Below are 17,269 nucleotides of genomic sequence, written 5' to 3' on the forward strand. Positions count from 1 at the left end.
GATTTATTATGTTGACCATCATTCTCTTTCCCGCTTACTTCGCTGACCAATTCTGGCCATCAACCGCTACTTGATACATTTTGCCGCCGATATTAAAGGAGTTCAACTGGTAGCCGCCGCCCTTCGCCCAGTCCTGGAGCGTCAGCATGTCACTACTGCCATCTAGCGAAATAACTAGATCATTGCCGTTGAGCTGACTATGGATGCTACTTAGGGGTGTATTATAGAGCATCACGGCATCTTGACTATTATCAGAACGTCCCGTAATCACATCCTGCCCATCCGTCCGCCCCCACCAATAGGTATCCTGACCGCTACCGCCAGTCATAGTATCACTCCCGGCAGCGCCCCACATTTGACTGCCGCCAGAACCGGCTATCATAATATCGTCACTGCTACTACCGCGAAAAGTCATGTAGCTGCTATCAGCTGCTGTCACTTTATGAACCTTATTAAATGCATAAACTGGCTGTCCCAATTCTACGGTGGCAGCCTGACCATCATTCCAAGCTACTACAGTATCGCCAAAAACCCATCCCTGTATACGATTCACTGGATCTGCTGCATACCAGCCTGCTACAGTCAGACTCTCCCCATTAGCCAGACGAATCACAAAATCATTGCCGCTTCGTTCGCCGCCGTAGCCATTTCTGCCCACATTATAAAGATATAACGCATCTGCTCCGGCGCCGCTGCTGCGCCCGACTTCCTGTACTACATCATGTCCATCACCTTGGCCCCACCAGAAACCATTGCTGCCGCTGCCGCCAATCATACGGTCATCGCCGCCAGCCCCCCATAGTTGATTATTGCCACTACCGCCGTCAATCGCATTATTGCCGCCGTTACCGCGAAAGACATCATCCCCACTACCGCCCACAATATTGCGGCTCTGACTCCCGGTCAGATTCACGGTCTGCGGCATCGTAGTATCAGAAAAATTAAGTGTGACGTCCTGCGTTGGATCATGCGTAATGGATAACGTCTTGACTACACCGCTTGAAACAGATAGTCCATCTAAATCCGTAATGGTCACATAAAACATAACCTCGCGTGAATTAGCGTCAGCCTGCGGTATAAATTCAAGATTTGCCAAAAGAAGATTCACCTGAGGTACCGTAAGCAGGTTCTCGCAGGTATAAGTCCCAGTAGCACTGTCATAGTGATCAGAAATTCCTGCCAAACCAGCTGCATCCGCCACTTTCACCTGATCTCCTGGCAACAACTTTCCCATTAACGCTACAGTAACTGTGTCGCACCCCCCATTAGGATCGACCACATATAGCCCCTGGGAAAAAATATTCTTTATCTCGCTATCTTTCAAAGAATCCTCGGTTGAACCGCGTTGCGTAATCATCGGCCCAGCATCAACCGGCGGGTACTGAGCCGCTAGAACAAAACTTATGTTTTCGCCCATATCTAAATTTTGAAACATAAACTACGCCTCCCTGCACCGTCTATTCCCGGCTAACCAAAATGGGGCTGCGACATTAAGGAAATTTTCGCTTAGTGCCACAGCCCGATAAGATTTACCGTGAAATACATTCTCGTTTTAACATATCATAAATAGTTTAACTTGTACACTATCTATATGAATAGGGACTATTCTTACCTTGTTAGAATCTTACTTTGCTGACCAACTCTTGCCATCAGCCGCTACTTGATACATTTTACCGCCGATATTAAAAGAATTCAGCTGATAGCCGCCGCCCCTCGCCCAGTCTTGAATCGTCAGCGTGTCACTACTGCCATCTAGCGAAATAACTAGATCATTGCCGTTGAGCTGACTATGGATGCTACTTAGGGGTGTATTATAGAGCATCACGGCATCTTGACTATTATCAGAACGTCCCGTAATCACATCATGATCATCGCTCGATCCCCACCAGTACTCATCCTTGCCGCTGCCGCCAGTCATGACGTCACTCCCGGCGCCACCCCACATCTTACTGCCACCGGAACCTGCTGTCAAAACGTCAGAGCCGCTACTGCCGCGAAAGGTCATTGCACCGCTATCCGCCGCTGTAACTTGATGAATCCCATTTAAAGCATAGCAGGGATCTGATAATTCTACCGTCGCTGCCTGACCGTCATTCCAAGCTACGACCTCGCTGCCAAAGACCCAGCCTTGAATTCTCTCTTCCGGTTTAGCGCTATACCAGCCTTGTACTGTCAAAGTAGAGCCGTCGCCTGTTTTGATGACATAGTCATCGCCCTGCCGTTCGCCGCTGTAGCCGTTTCTTGCTACATTATAGAGATACAAGGCATCGCCGTCATTCACAGCCGCCTGACTGACCACATCCTGCCCATTGCCGCTGCCCCACCAGTAAGCCGTACTGCCGCTGCTGCCAGCCATACGGTCGTTGCCGCCAAGACCGCCCCAGAGCTGGCCCCCCATAGCGCCTTCCTCTAGTGTATCATCGCCATTTCCGCCGCGGACAATGCCTACTTGTCTGTCATCGACTACGACTTGATGAATATTTTCCTGCGCGTAAGCTGGCTGCGCCAATTCGACGGTAGCCGTTTGACCATCATTCCAGGCTACTACGGTATCGCCAAACACCCAGCCTTGAATTCGACTCGCCGGATCTGCTGCATACCAGCCTGTCACTGTCAAACTTTCCCCATTGGCCAGACTAATGACAAAATCATTGCCCTGTCGTTCGCCGCTATAGCCGTTCCGAACCACATTATAAAGATACAAGACATCGGCTCCAGCGCTACTGCTGCGTCCGCCTTCCTGCACCACATCATGACCATCGCCCTGGCCCCACCAGAAACCATTACTGCCGCTGCCGCCAATTAGCTTGTCGTCACCAGCCGCCGCCCAAAGTTGATTATTGCCGCTGCCGCCATCTAATACATTATTCCCGCTATTGCCGCGGAACACATCATCACCGGCGCCGCCTACAATATTGCGGTTCTCACTGCCTGTGAGATTCACTTCTTGCGCCGTCGTCGAACCAGAATAATTATCGGTCGGCGTAGAATCCGTTGAAGAGCCGCCGGAACCGCCGCTACCGCCACTACCGCCGGAATTTGCCGCTGCCATCGACACAATTACGTTAGCTACATTGGAAAGTTCATCCGATCCGTCTTCCATCTGTATTTTTACCGTTGCCGCACTAGTCTGCCCTGCCGCCGGCTGATAGACTAGTGAACGCAGGAGAGTCTGAGCGGCTGTAACCGTCATAGCATCCCAAGTATAGGTCGTCATCGCTGCCGCCCCAACACCGGTACTATTACTAGCACCTGCCGCTTGCGAAGCGCTTATCATGCCCTCACCCATTACAGTGACAGTAAGAGCTTCCGTCTCTTGAACGTCAGGATCAGTCAGTGTAGCCTGCGGACACAATGCTAAAGTTCCCGTATTCTGTACTGATTGCGTTGCAGTAATATTCCCTAGAACAGGCGTATCATCGACGGAAGTAATGGGTACCGTCATAATCTTGTACTGAAGTGGTGTATCACTTGAACTAAGAGTAATGGTATCAGTCGAAGTTCCAGTGACCGGCATCTGATTAGCTACAGGCGTAAATAAAATGTTTCCGATTTGCAAATCAGCTTGTATCTGGGCGCCTGTACCTTTAAGATGCAGCACACTCTGATTATCAATAGAAACCTGGGAGTGAAAAGATGCACCGCTTCTTAAGGAAAAAACGCCCTTTGAAAGATCAGGGTTAACAATAGTAAGCATGCTATTAGCCGAACCGCCGCTTAAGTGAACTCCAAAAAAGATATTGTTTTCTGGTACATTATCATATATTCCTAAAACATTTGTCATACTAGTAATCGTTAAGTCGTTCGTTGTATCGTGCGTGATAGAAAAACTTGCTACATTCGATTGCGTAACTGACTGGTTTTGTGAATCTGTAACAGTCACATCATAGGTAACAAGCCGCGAATTGGCGGAAGCTTGCGGCACAAATTCAAGATTGTTCAGAAGAGTCATTGCCTGAGCTGTCGTAAGATTACTGCAAGTATAAATTCCAGTAGTGCTGTCGTAGGTTCCAACATTTCCTGTCAACCCGCTCCCAGCAGCCAATTGCAGCTGATCTCCCGACAAGAAACCACTTAACCGTACCTGAACTGTTTCGGTATCGCCAGCGTCAGGGTCATTTACTGTCACGCCACCATTAAAAGGTTTCACTGTTTGACTATCTTGTAGCGATCGTGAAGTGTTGCCGCTAAAAGTTACCTGCGGCGCGTCATCTACAGGTGTAATCTTGACTGCCTGACTGGCCGTGGCAGTTCCGGGACCACTGTTGGTTGCCGAAATGTCGAAATAATCAATTTCTCTTGTACCAATAGAAATTGTATTCTCGGGAATCGACACTTGAATTTTGCTCCCCTGCAGATATGTCGTAATATCCTGACTAGTCCCAGTTAAAGTAATCGTGTTACTACTCGTCGTCTCGGTGCAGGAATTATCCGAATCAACCGCCTGAAAGCTGAAACCATGGGGAATGGTAAGTGTAACTGTCATCGCACCAGAGCCTGTAATCACTACATTGTGAAAAGGATCAATTATCCCTACGTTATCATTATAATCCAGTTCTGTATCCGTTCCTGAGATTCCTGGAGTGACATATGGCTCAGCAACCGAAATACTTGTTGTCACGACACCGCTTGCCAGCCCTAATGAGTCTGTAACAATTGCACTAATCGTTCGCGTGCCGAAACCAACGGCCGCTGCTGTAAAGGTTAGGTTTTCTAGTACAGTCCTAATTTGATCAGGCGTGCCTGAGTAAGTATAAGCATGCGTTGTAGAATTATAACTTCCCGCCGTACTTGCGATAACATCGCCGCTAGTAACATTACTGCCAATGGCAATATTCAGCGTATCGTTATCCCTATCAGAGATAGTATCATCAGTAAAATTCACATTATTAAATACTGAGGTCGCAGCACCACCTAAGATAAAAGTAGACGAGCCACCTATTCCGCTAAGACTTGGCGCCTGATTATTATGAATCGTAAGCTGATTTGACGCTGATTGCCCTGCCGCATCTGTTGCCCTAAGCGTAAGAACTGTATCTTGCGTCGAATCTACACTAATCGCCAAAGCTTGTAGCTGCGCTTGCACAGCAGACGCATTAGTGCCGCTCAAAGTAAGCGGCGTCGAACTATCCTTTGTATAAGTAGTACCATGATAAGTAAAGCCGCCAGAATTCACCGCAACAGTTACAATCATCGCATCATAATAGTTATTATCAGAAACAGCAGCCTGCCCCTGAGAAGAAAATACTTGATAAGTACTACCAGGATTTATTGCAATCTTGTTTGCCGCCAGTGTCAGAGTAGGAGCCGCCTCCGTCCACGTCGCCGTAGGTGAAATAGGTGTCTGCAGCCCTTGAGAGTCATATAAAGCACCATCGTAACTATCGCACTCGCCACCAGTTACCTGTAATGCTTGTGACAAAGATGTATTAGTATTATTCGTCCTTAGAAAGATCAATTGCTGCTGCAATAAATGATTCACAGCAGCAACCGTACCGACAAGTTGATACTCGGGAGCCCCCTGATTTGCAATGTAATATAATACAACACCAGTAGTATTTGTATCCCAAAGCGAAGTTTCATCCCCCCCATTGGCAATATCACTATATACAATTTTCCAATCCTCACTAAATCCACTATTAGCATTAGAAATAGTACAATAACTGCTAACAGGCTTCGTTGAAGTATCGAGCAGATTCCCACTAGAGTCAAGCACAGCCAAACTGCCAGCGCCATTTAACGCCCTCAGATCAATCTTAACTCCGACAAGATCATTTGGACCGTTATCATTAATTGAAACATTTCGAAAAGGATATTGAGCTGATAAATCAATCGGACTACCATTGGTAAGGTTTGTGAAACCCTGGAACATAATTACGCCTCCCTGTGTGATTTTCTCTTCCCTAGTTAAAAACTTTAGCTATCAAGACTGATATGATAGGCCCGCTATGACCTGAATATATTACTGGAACAATCCTATTTACCATATTGTCACTACTTTTTACCATATCATATTTAAAAATCGCGCACACTATCTAAAAGTATAGGATTAGGTCCCAATTCCATCAGGACTAAGGCCCTATTTTAAGTAAAGAAGCATCCCCTGCTACTATTAGCAAGGAATGATTCTTGTACTGTATCAAGCCCTAATCGCTTTACTTCGCTGACCAGCTCTTTCCGTCAGCTGCTACCTGATACATTTTACCGCCAATATTAAAGGAATTCAGCTGATAGCCGCCGCCCGCCGCCCAATCTTTAATCGTCAGCGTGTCACTGCTGCCCTCTAAGGAAATAACCAGATCATTGCCGCTCAGCTGGCTATGCACACTACTTAGCGATGTGTTGTACAGCATAATAGAGTCCTGGCTGTTGTCCGAGCGGCCGCTAATCACATCCTGCCCGTCTGTCTGGCCCCACCAGTACTCATCTTTGCCGCTGCCGCCAGTCATGACATCACTTCCGGCGCCGCCCCACATCTGACTGCCGCCGGAGCCTGCCGTCATAATATCATCGCCGCTGCTGCCCCGAAAGGTCATTTCACCGCTATCTGCCGCCGTAACTTGATGAATCCCATTTAAGGCATAGCAGGGATCTGATAATTCTACCGTTGCCGCCTGACCGTCATTCCACGCTACGACCTCGCTGCCAAAAACCCAGCCTTGAATTCGATCCTCTGACTTTGCACTGTACCAGCCTTGTACCGTCAAACTAGCCCCGTCGCCTGTCTTAATAACATAATCATCGCCCTGACGTTCACCGCTGTAGCCGTTTCTTGCCACATTATAAAGATACAAGGCATCGCCGCTGTTCACAGCCGCTTGATCAATGACATCCTGGCCATTACCAGAGCCCCACCAATAAGCTGTACTGCCGCTGCTGCCTACCATGCGGTCGTTGCCGCCAAGGCCGCCCCAGAGCTGACCGCCCATAGCGCCTTCCTCTAATGTATCATCGCCGCTGCCGCCGCGGACAATGCCGACTTGTCTGTCATCCACTACGACATGATGGATATTTTCCTGGGCATAAGCAGGCTGCGCCAGCTCGACGGTAGCCGTTTGACCATCATTCCAGGCTACTACTGTATCGCCAAAGACCCAGCCTTGAATCCGGCTCGCCGGATCTGCTGCATACCAGCCTGCCACTGTTACACTTTCCCCGTCAGGCAGACTAATCACAAAATCATTGCCGCTTTGTTCGCCGCTATAGCCATTTCTTGCCACATTATAAAGATACAAGGCATCGGCTCCAGCGCTGCTGCTGCGTCCGCCTTCCTGCACTACATCATGACCGTCTCCTTGGCCCCACCAATAGCCATTGCTACCGCTGCCGCCAATTAGCTTGTCATCGCCGGCAGCCGCCCAGAGCTGATTATTGCCGCTGCCGCCATCCAGTACATTATTGCCGCTGTTGCCGCGAAACACATCATCACCCGAGCCGCCCACAATATTGTGATTCTCGCTGCCTGTCAGATTCTCTTCCTGCGGCGTCGTCGAACTAGAATAATTATCGGTCGGCGTAGAATCCGTCGAAGACCCGCCGGAACTTGCCGCTGCCATCGACACTATTACGTTAGCCGGATTGGAAAGTACATCCGATCCGTCTTCCATCTGTATTTTTACCGTTGCCGCACTCGTCTGCCCGATCGCCGGCTGATAGACTAGTGAACGCAAGAGTGTCTGAGCGGCTATAACCGTCATAGCATCCCAAGTATAGGTCGTCATCGCTGCCGCCCCAACACCGGTACTATTACTAGCACCCGCCACTTGCGAAGCGCTTATCGTGCCCTCACCCATTACAGTGACAGTAAGAGCCTCCATTTCCTGAACGTCCGGATCAGTCAGCGTAACCTGCGGACACAATGCTAAAGTTCCCGTATTCTGTACTGATTGCGTTGCAGTAATATTCCCCAGAACAGGCGCATCATTGACGGAAGTAATTGTTACTGTCATGTTCTTCTGAGCTGATGTATCACTCGAAGTAAAGACAAGGGTATCACTCGAAGTCCCGGTGATCGGTACTAGATTGGCTACAGGCGTAAATATAATTTTACTGCTGTGCAAATCATCTTGTATCTGAGCTCCTGTACCAGTAAGATGCAGCGCCCCCTGAGCGTCAATAGAAACCTGGGACTGAAAAGAGGCACCACTCGCTAAGGAAAAAACGCCCTTTGTAGGATCATTGTTAGAAATAGTAAGCAAGCTATTAGCCGAACCGCCGCTTAATTGAACTTCAGAAAATATATCTCTTGCTGATGTATTATCATTTATTCCTAAAACAGCTGGCACGGCCTGAATCATCAAGGCATTATCTGCCACATGACTGACTGTAAAACTTGCTACATCCGATACCTGAAACGACTGTTTCTGCGAATCTGTTACTGTCATCTTAAAAGAAACATTTCGAGTACTGTCCGAAACTTGCGGTATAAATTCAAGATACTTCAAAAGAGTCGTTGCATCAATTGCTGTAAGGTGACTACAAGTATAGGTTCCAGTAGTGCTGTCGTAGGTTCCAACATCACCTGGCAAGCCACTTCCATCGGCTAACTTCAGTTTATCCCCTGGTAAAATATCACCTGAGCCTGCGCTGATCAACTGTACTGTAACTGTTTCTGTATCGCCTGCGTCTGGATCAGTCACGGTTACGCTGCTAGGAAAGAGGGGTACTGATTGACTATCTGATACCGTTTTTTCAGGGCTGACGCTATACGTTACCTGCGGCTTATCATCAACAGGCGTAATTTTTACGGTCAGACTACCTGTGGCATCATCGTCATTATCAAAATTTTTTACCAGTATTCCAAAAGTATCTGTTTGAGTTGTGCCAAGCGGAATTGTATTCTCTGGAATCATCACCAAAATACCATTATGCTGTAAATAGTCGGTAATATCCTGGCTAGTCCCAATTATCCTAACTCTAGTAAGATCTGTACTACTCTTTATCGAAAGTTTTTCATTGGTGGAAAAACTATAATGAAGGCCATTAGGAATGGTGATCGTAACAACAAGCTTATCAGAGCCAGTAATCTTCACTTTACCAAAAGGACTAATTCTCTTTACGGTATCCCTGACTTCGCTTTGTCCTATTCCTGTAATTCCCGGCTTGACATAAGCGTCGTCAACAGATAGATTTTGCGACAAACTCGCCTGCGGATTAATAGATAGCACTGTTACACTGGAAGAATCATCAGTACCAGAATTATAATTACACGTTGATAGAATACTTTCAGTAATATCGGTTGAGCCCTGGAACATAATTACGCCTCCCTGTGCGATTTTCTCTTCCCTAGTTAAAAACTCTAGCTATCAAGACTGATATGATAGGCCCGCTATGACCCGAATATATATAACTGAAACAATCTTATTTACTATATTGCCACTTTTTTTTACCATAGCATATTTTAAAATTATCCACACTATCTAAAAGTACAGGAAGCGGTCCTGATTTCATCGGGATTAAAGTCCCGATTTTCAATAAAAGAGCAGGTCACCTCCAGCTAGAATGCTGAAAGTGAACTGCCCTTTACTGTTATCTTGCCTGCAATTGTAGCAAATCCTCGGCCATAACCTTAAATACACTGTCCCATTGTCCCTCGTCGCTTTGACGATAGAGCTTCATGGTCGGATACCAGGGGGAATCGTTTCGATCGAGCAGCCAGCGCCATTCACTTTTCTTAGGCAACGCAAGCCAGGTTTGTCGTCCTAACGCGCCAGCAAGATGGGCTGCCGCCGTATCAACCGTAATAATAAGGTCCAAGTGCATCATCGCACCAGCCGTATCGGCAAAATCGGTCAGATTTGACGCTAAATCAATAATGCCGATTTGCGGCGATAAAGCTTGCAGTTCTTGTAGCTCGTGCCGTTCTTCGCCAAGCTGCAAGCTATAGAACGAAACCTCGTTCACTTGTAACAGAAGAAGCATATCCTGCAGTTGGCAAGAGCGATGGGCCATCGTTTCTTTTTTTCCTGACCAAACCAGTCCAACCTTATAGGAAGAGCCAGTAATTTTGCTGCGCCAAAAATCAATACAAGACTGCTCTGGTTTAATATAAGGAATCGGCGTTGGTATTGTGTTTAAGGTAGTACCAAAAATTCTCGGCAAACTCATAACAGAAACAGCTAGGTCAAAATCCTCTAAATTACAAGAATCAGCCACTGTGTCAGCACCCAAAACGGATTGTAACACCGTGACTAAGGGAGGATTACACAACACAAAGACAAAACCGCCCCGCGCCTTCACTTGCGGCAAATAGCGAATAAATTGTAATACATCGCCAAAGCCCTGTTCATAATGGACAAGGAGCTTCTTCCCATAAAAAAGCTCCCCTTGCCACGGCGTAATATGTTGAAAGGGTGCAAAAAACTCTCTAGCATAAGACAGTTCTTTGCGCCATTCGACTTTTTGAAACCCGCGATACAAATCACCTAAGCGCAAATAAATTTCCATAGCAGCACATTGCAAGGCAGGGTCCGTTGGATTATGCTGCAAACTTTGCTCATAAACGGCAAGAGCCTGCTCCAGCAGTCCCTGTTCCCGTAAAATACTACCTAAGGCAATGCAAGGTTCTATCGCGGCAGGACTGATTGCTAGCGCCTGTTGGTAAGCTGCCATGGCGTCTATCGGCTGGCCTATCTCTGCATATAAATCGCCAAGACCGTTGTATGCAAAAAAATGCTGCGCTTTATGAGCAATCGCTTGTTTAAAGTAAAGCTCACTGTGGGAAAACTCTTGCCTTTTTCTAGAAAGCACCGCTAAGTTATAGTAAAAATCAGCATTTGTTGCATCCATTTCGATAGTTTTACGAAAACAGACTAAGGCTTTATCAAGCTCACTCTGTTTATCATAATGAACGCCTAATTTTAGATAAAGCGAAATCGCCTGACCGCGCTTTCCAGCCTTCTCTAAAGCCATAGCCTGCAAAAACTCAGCATCCTGGAGCGTCACTTCCGCCATAAAGTTCCTCCTTAATTCCCATTATGCTAACCCTGCTTGTTATTCTTATCCCGCTACCTGCACTGGCGTAGCCTGTCGCAATTGGAACTCAGCCAAAGGATAACCAAAAGTTTCCGTAAAGGCCGCTTCCACGCCTGCTTGAACTGACAAACGGTAAAAAGCCAAAACCTTCGCAAAACCGTAATCATCCCAAAGCTGCAATACCATAAGCGCCGCCGTCCGATAGGTCACCTGCGCACCATAGTTCTGCAGCGCTTGCGCCCAGCCATCGCGACTAGCCATCATCGCCAGCGACGGCGAACCAGACTTAACCCCTGCTAGCATCGCCTGCCAGCGAGCTTTATATTGATCCACACTGCGCCGTCCCGTCTTTTCCGTAACATGAACAGCCACCGCATCAGCCATACCTTCAACTAACCAGACTGCATCCTTCGGAAAACCGATTTGATTTTGATATTGATGAACCATTTCATGCGACACAAGAAAAATTCGATCACTGTCACTATTGGCAGCGCCAGCATTCCGTAAAATCAAGTGCCCGCCTGACACCGCGTCTGTCGTTCGCGCCCACCGCGCCGCAGCCAGCTCATCCAAGTGAAAAGCTTGCTTTAGTTCCGCCATATATGCATTCTTATCCGTTACTAACAGCACCACAACAGGCTGAGCCAGAGAAAGGTCGAACAAATCGTCACAAAACTGATTTGTCATCTGAACTGCAACCGCTGTATCGTCAATCATTTCTTGACTCACACCTGGCTGCGCTTGCAGTGTATACTGCGCTCCAGCGGCAATCGCTAGGGAAGAAAGCAGAAATAATGAAATTATACAACCCCAAACGAATGACAAAGCTACTTTCTTCATACTCATATCTTTACCTCGCAAAATTCAGGTTCAAAAGGAAAAATCCACATCACCATTTTCATAATAATACCGCCGAATTAAATCATTAAATATCATCTTTTTTCGCATATTCCCTTGCTCGTCTTTCAACACAATCTCACCAGAAGAATGTATATCATATTCTCTATGACTTACACGCTCAGCAAATACTTCTGCCTGCGGATTGTATAACCAAGGTGCGTGAATAAGAACAAAATTGGCAACAGGGGAAAACCGCACATAATTATCAACATCAGTCCCATTTATACTTGTTTTCATAAGAGGAAACAAAATCGCGCCTGTAATCAGCAAATAGATTACGATACTTTTACGGATTTGAGAAAAGCCCATAAAAGAAAATGCTCGGTACGCGCCTATAATTAGCAAAGGCATAATCCATATGCAATATCGATTTATATACAGCATACCTGAGTTCCAATTTGCCTGACCGGCCATAGTTAAAGTAAGTGCTACAAGAAAAAGCAAGCATAATCCGGCGATAAAATCCTTTTTCATACAAGCTAAAAACAGCAGCACCATTAATACAGGAACATAAATAATAAAACCAAAATTCAGATCAAAAAACATGCTCCATACCTTATCTAAGGAAATAAATGCGGTATTATACAAGTTATACGTAGAAATCAAATTAAAAACATGAAAATGACTCCAATAAAAAGCAGGCTGAATAAAAACAAAACAACTGCATAAGCCTGCTTGCCACAAAGGCCGAACAGATCTTTCTGTGAAAAACATATATACTAAAATAGCAGGCGGAATAACCGCTAGAATAGCCGCCTGCATAGAAGCAATTGCGATATAAAGGCAGGCTAAAGCATATTTTTTTTCCAGTAATTCCAGTAATCCTGATAAGAAGAAGACAAAAATAAAAACTTCCGGGTGACTGGCAGGAATATAAAGTAGTGCTGGATTCACAAAACCAAATACCAAAAGAGCGATTTTACCAGTATGGTCACAAGAAGTTCTATATAAAATATTTCGAGCTAAAAAAGTCAGCAAAAGACAGTTAGTGAGCGCAAAGGCTCCTAAAACATCATAGTTAAATGAAGTTAAAATATGGTATGAAATTGCACACAACGCAGAATATGCACCAAAATGCCACGCATAGCGCTCTCCCGAATCAGTAGGGAAAAAGCCTAATGTCTCAAAGGTTTTATTGATAATATGTTCTACACCTATTTGATCCTCCGGTGTAAGTTGAAAAGACATATGATGAGCAACTGACAGGGTCATACCTAAATATTCCAAACCATCCCCAAACAACTGATACTTCACATTAAAGAAAATGCCCGTCAAAACAAAAATTACTGCCAATAATAAGCCACAGCAAAAATACCGGTTTAGAAAAAACAACTATATCACCTCACTCATCCAAATCGTTGTACTAAATAAGCCAGCAAAGCGCCTAGTACAAGCCCCCCCAACAGCTCATGATAAGAGTGTCCCATGCGTTCACGCAAAACAACAGTACCTTGTTCCTGCCTCATTTGAAGTCGATTCAGAATCTGTGCGTGCTGTCCTACTTTTTTCCGAAGACTGTGCGCATCAATAACGACTAGCAAAAGAATTCCCAGCCCCAAACCAAATACGGGAGTCTGAAATCCCTCCTGAAATCCGCAAAGAAATGTAACCGAAGAAATAATTGTCGTATGGGTACTGGGAAAGCCACCATAGCCAATTAAATTTTTAGCCTTCTTGCCAAATCGCAAATAATTAATAAGAAATTTTAAGCTACCAGAAAGAACCCAGGCCATAAACGGCAGTAGAATATATTTCATAACCCCGACTCCTGATGTTTTTTATAGTACTCATATGCTTCAAACAGCATATCTTCATCTGAAAATCCAGGCTTCCAACCCAATTCGGTTTCCGTAGCTTCAATATCAACAATATAATTTTCATCAGCAATTTCATATTGTTCTTTATATAGCAATTCTATTCCCAGCTTACCCAAGCAATATAAACTAAACTTAACAAAAGCCCCATTTGTTCTAACAAGACGAGAGTGAGATCCAATTCTTTTTATTACTTTTTGCAGTAAAAAATAGACATCTGGAGGATTCTTCGAGCCTAGATTAAATTCCTGGTTCGGAATCTGCCGTTCAACTGCCTTTAATATAGCTGAGACACAATCAAATACAGACACCATCTGGTAGCAATTATCGCCCCTGCCAATAAGAGGAACCGGCAACCCCAAATCCATCAATTTAAATAGTTTTTTTAGTACCCCCAACCGACCTGGGCCTAAAATCATTCTAGGTCTAAAAATGGTAATCTGAAAACCTTTACTGCGATACTCTCGGCATAAATCTTCTGATGCCTTTTTACTGGCGCCATATGGACCAAAAGGTTTCTGCTGATGGTGGGTATCAACAGGTAAATACTGCGGCTTGCCATAAGTCATATCAGTACTAAAATAAACTAAACGCCTCACACCTTTTTCCTGCATGACTTCCAGCAAGTTTCTCGTGCCTTCATAGTTCACATTAAAAAAATATTGCTCCCGCCCTTGGCGAGGAACCTTCGTATGATACTGGTTGGCAGCTAGATGAATCACCACATCTTCTGACGAAAAATTTATTTTTCTGATATCTTCAGGATTTCTGATATCTACCAATAAAAAATCAGCTTTTTGATAAATAGATATATCTGATTTTTCTATATCACAAATCAAAACCTTCTTATCCTGCTTTAATAATGCATCTGCCAGATATCTGCCGACAAAACCATTTCCTCCAACAATAACATATCGTTCCATCATTGTACCTCAAGAGTGATATAGTAAAACAATGCCCAAGCAAATCACTGTAATTCCGCTCATTTTATAAATACTCATACTCTCGCCAAAAAAATAATAGCCGATAAAAGCAGTCAAAATATACCCTATACTTAAAAAAGGATATGCATAACTGACTTCCACGCGAGATAAAACAATCAGCCAAATCAACACACTTACGACATAACAGGAAAGCCCTGTCCAAATATATAAATTCATAATTAATTTAGGAATAACCGCTATAAGCGCCTGATAATCAAGTTGAAGATTGCCTACTAACATCATACCTTTTTTTAAGCTTAACTGAGCTACTGCATTCAATAAAACCCCAATTAAAATCAAGATAAAATTCATAGTTTACTCCTTGTCAGCTTAGATATTCCGCATAAAAATAATTGCTGCTACATATAAAAAAACAGTGATTAAAATCGGCTTATCCTCTAACAAAACTTCTTCCGGCTTGCCACCAGCTTTCGTCATATGTACCAGATATAAATAACGAAACATTCCATAAACGACAAGCGGAATTGTAAAGACCATAAGCGGAACGCCTTGCCATGTCGTATCGGCATTTTCCTGCGAAGAAAAAACAGAGTAACTGGTAATCGCCATAGCAGTAACTACTGTAAGTAGTTGGTCGACTAACCGCAACGAATAAAATTGCAAAACCTTCCGTTGTAAAAGTTCGTTATCTTCAAATAGAAGCAATTCATGACGTCGCTTTGCCAACGCAAGAAAAAGCGAAAGCATAAAAATACAAAGAATAAACCAACTAGTCATGCCCACTTGCAGTACAACGGCACCGGCAAAGGCCCGTAAGACAAAACCAAAGGCAATCACCATAACATCAATAATCACCACATGCTTCAATCGCCAAGAATACAATACATTCATAATCAAATACGTACTAATCATTAAGGCAAAGTACAAATCTAATTGTAAAATTAGATAGACAACCAAACTAACTAAGAAAAACATTAAGCCAATTGCAGCAGAAATCGAAAGATCTCCTGCTGCAATTGGTCTTTTGCATTTTTCCGGATGCTGACGGTCTTTTTCAATATCTAAAATATCATTAAGAATATAGACAATGCTTGACGTAAAACAAAAAGCCAGAAAAGCCAAACTACTTTTCAAAAAAAGCGGCACACTAAATAACTTTCCCGCAAACAAAATAGCAGCAAAAACTAACGCATTCTTCGTGTATTGCCTGATGCGCATTTCTTTTATCATTGCACTGATCATCATAAGCAACGCAGCAACTTCTCCTTATAAAGAATCAATCAGGTCCAATAATTCTCTTGTTTTCTCTGCCATGAGAGCTTCATCGCCGCGACTTTCCACATTAAGGCGAAGTAGCGGCTCTGTATTGGACATACGGACATTAAACCGCCAGGTCTCATACTCGACGCTAAGACCATCCGTACGATCTACTGTAAGCGCTGCCGGAAGATACGTTGCTTCAATCTGGCGTAATACCGCCTTAGCATCCTTCACTTCCCGATTAATTTCGCCGCTTACAGGATAACGAGCAATCCGCTCTTTTACCAACGCCGACAGCGGCTGCCCACATAGAGACAAGCTCTCAACGATCAATAACCAGGGGATCATGCCGCTGTCACAGTAGAAAAAGTCTCTAAAATAATGATGCGCTGACATTTCACCGCCGTACACAGCATCTTCTGCGCGCATTCTTTCTTTAATAAAAGCATGCCCTGTCTTACTCTGCACCGGAGCCCCCCCTGCCTGCTGCACCAGTTCAATGGTATTCCAGGTCAGCCGGGGATCATGAATAATCTTGGCCTTAGGATAGCGGCGAAGAAAAGCCTCGCCTAAAAAACCGACTAGGTAATAGCCCTCAATAAAATGACCGGCTTCGTCAAAAAGAAAGCAACGGTCAAAATCACCGTCCCAAGCAATCCCTAGATCGGCCTTGTGAGCGCGAACGGCGTCGGCTGTCGCACTTTGATTTTCCTTTAACAGCGGATTCGGAATGCCATGAGGAAACGTTCCGTTCGGCTCATGATGTATTTTAATGAATTCAATCGGAAGCTCTTCTTGCAGCGCGTCAAGCACCGGACCGGCACAGCCATTGCCGCTATTGACGACAACCTTTAAAGGCCGTAGCGCCGTTTTATCAATATACCCAAGCAAATGAGCCACATAATCGCGCATAATATTTGTCTCAATGACCAGACCTTGCTGCTCTAACGGCAAAGGTTCCGCTAAAAAACGGCCTTGCACGACTCGATCTTCCAACTCGCGAAGACCCGTATCGCCGCTAATGGGCTTCGAATCTTTCCGTACCAGCTTCAGTCCATTATAATCCATGGGGTTATGACTCGCCGTAACCATAATGCCGCCGTCTAAGTGTAAGTGCGAAGTAGCAAAGTAAATCTGTTCCGTACCGCATAGACCAATATCAACAACATCACAGCCTGACTCAACGAGACCGCGGATCAACGCCTTGGCCAAAGGTTCGCTGGAAAGACGAACATCACGGCCTACCGCCACTTTCTTAGCGTCTAGAATCTCAGCAAAGACGCGACCAATTCGGTAGGTCATTGCTTCATTTAATTCAGCAGGCACGCGGCCTCGAATATCATAAGCCTTAAAGGCCTTACGCGAAAATTCCATCAT

General features: G+C 45.0%; 11 protein-coding genes. All 11 read right to left on the bottom strand.

The genetic code is table 11. The features are described 5' to 3' along the window. Window positions 1-34: 34 nt before the first annotated feature. A complete protein-coding gene (locus AC0MXB_RS07575; RefSeq protein WP_474039050.1) occupies window positions 35-1,435 on the bottom strand; it encodes a calcium-binding protein in 1,401 nt (466 codons plus the stop codon). Between the two features lie 189 nt (window positions 1,436-1,624). Continuing rightward, complete coding sequence (locus AC0MXB_RS07580) at window positions 1,625-5,872, bottom strand: hypothetical protein (protein WP_474039051.1); 4,248 nt, start codon at window positions 5,870-5,872, stop codon at window positions 1,625-1,627. Window positions 5,873-6,155: 283 nt separating this feature from the next. After that, window positions 6,156-9,254 carry a calcium-binding protein gene (locus AC0MXB_RS07585; RefSeq protein WP_474039052.1) on the bottom strand — a complete coding sequence of 1,033 codons (3,099 nt, stop codon included), beginning with the start codon at window positions 9,252-9,254 and terminating at the stop codon, window positions 6,156-6,158. A gap of 274 nt (window positions 9,255-9,528) precedes the next feature. Then, window positions 9,529-10,953 carry a tetratricopeptide repeat protein gene (locus tag AC0MXB_RS07590; protein ID WP_474039053.1) on the bottom strand — a complete coding sequence of 475 codons (1,425 nt, stop codon included), beginning with the start codon at window positions 10,951-10,953 and terminating at the stop codon, window positions 9,529-9,531. Window positions 10,954-10,998: 45 nt separating this feature from the next. Further along, the gene (locus tag AC0MXB_RS07595) at window positions 10,999-11,820 is read right to left on the bottom strand and encodes a hypothetical protein (protein ID WP_474039054.1); all 822 of its coding nucleotides are present in this window, start codon (window positions 11,818-11,820) and stop codon (window positions 10,999-11,001) included. A gap of 24 nt (window positions 11,821-11,844) precedes the next feature. Next, complete coding sequence (locus AC0MXB_RS07600) at window positions 11,845-13,167, bottom strand: hypothetical protein (RefSeq protein WP_474039055.1); 1,323 nt, start codon at window positions 13,165-13,167, stop codon at window positions 11,845-11,847. Between the two features lie 53 nt (window positions 13,168-13,220). Beyond that, entirely contained in the window at window positions 13,221-13,631 is a 411-nt protein-coding gene (locus tag AC0MXB_RS07605; RefSeq protein ID WP_474039056.1) for a divergent PAP2 family protein, read from the bottom strand. Beyond that, the gene (locus tag AC0MXB_RS07610) at window positions 13,628-14,614 is read right to left on the bottom strand and encodes an NAD-dependent epimerase/dehydratase family protein (protein WP_474039057.1); all 987 of its coding nucleotides are present in this window, start codon (window positions 14,612-14,614) and stop codon (window positions 13,628-13,630) included. Before AC0MXB_RS07610 ends, AC0MXB_RS07605 begins: the two co-directional genes overlap by 4 nt. A gap of 6 nt (window positions 14,615-14,620) precedes the next feature. Then, complete coding sequence (locus AC0MXB_RS07615) at window positions 14,621-14,983, bottom strand: DMT family transporter (protein WP_474039058.1); 363 nt, start codon at window positions 14,981-14,983, stop codon at window positions 14,621-14,623. 18 nt (window positions 14,984-15,001) lie between these two features. Beyond that, complete coding sequence (locus AC0MXB_RS07620; RefSeq protein WP_474039301.1) at window positions 15,002-15,877, bottom strand: decaprenyl-phosphate phosphoribosyltransferase; 876 nt, start codon at window positions 15,875-15,877, stop codon at window positions 15,002-15,004. Window positions 15,878-15,898: 21 nt separating this feature from the next. Beyond that, a complete protein-coding gene (locus AC0MXB_RS07625) occupies window positions 15,899-17,266 on the bottom strand; it encodes a phosphohexomutase domain-containing protein (protein WP_474039302.1) in 1,368 nt (455 codons plus the stop codon). Window positions 17,267-17,269 lie beyond the last annotated feature (3 nt).

The organism is Pelorhabdus sp. sgz311001 (assembly GCF_055901755.1).

Excerpts from the sequence above, each read along its gene's own strand:
- AC0MXB_RS07575 (WP_474039050.1), bottom strand. The coding sequence starts at position 1,435 with ATGTTTCAAAATTTAGATATGGGCGAAAACATAAGTTTTGTTCTAGCG.
- AC0MXB_RS07580 (WP_474039051.1), bottom strand. The coding sequence starts at position 5,872 with ATGTTCCAGGGTTTCACAAACCTTACCAATGGTAGTCCGATTGATTTA.
- AC0MXB_RS07585 (WP_474039052.1), bottom strand. The coding sequence starts at position 9,254 with ATGTTCCAGGGCTCAACCGATATTACTGAAAGTATTCTATCAACGTGT.
- AC0MXB_RS07590 (WP_474039053.1), bottom strand. The coding sequence starts at position 10,953 with ATGGCGGAAGTGACGCTCCAGGATGCTGAGTTTTTGCAGGCTATGGCT.
- AC0MXB_RS07595 (WP_474039054.1), bottom strand. The coding sequence starts at position 11,820 with ATGAGTATGAAGAAAGTAGCTTTGTCATTCGTTTGGGGTTGTATAATT.
- AC0MXB_RS07605 (WP_474039056.1), bottom strand. The coding sequence starts at position 13,631 with ATGAAATATATTCTACTGCCGTTTATGGCCTGGGTTCTTTCTGGTAGC.
- AC0MXB_RS07610 (WP_474039057.1), bottom strand. The coding sequence starts at position 14,614 with ATGATGGAACGATATGTTATTGTTGGAGGAAATGGTTTTGTCGGCAGA.
- AC0MXB_RS07615 (WP_474039058.1), bottom strand. The coding sequence starts at position 14,983 with ATGAATTTTATCTTGATTTTAATTGGGGTTTTATTGAATGCAGTAGCT.
- AC0MXB_RS07620 (WP_474039301.1), bottom strand. The coding sequence starts at position 15,877 with ATGATGATCAGTGCAATGATAAAAGAAATGCGCATCAGGCAATACACG.
- AC0MXB_RS07625 (WP_474039302.1), bottom strand. The coding sequence starts at position 17,266 with ATGGAATTTTCGCGTAAGGCCTTTAAGGCTTATGATATTCGAGGCCGC.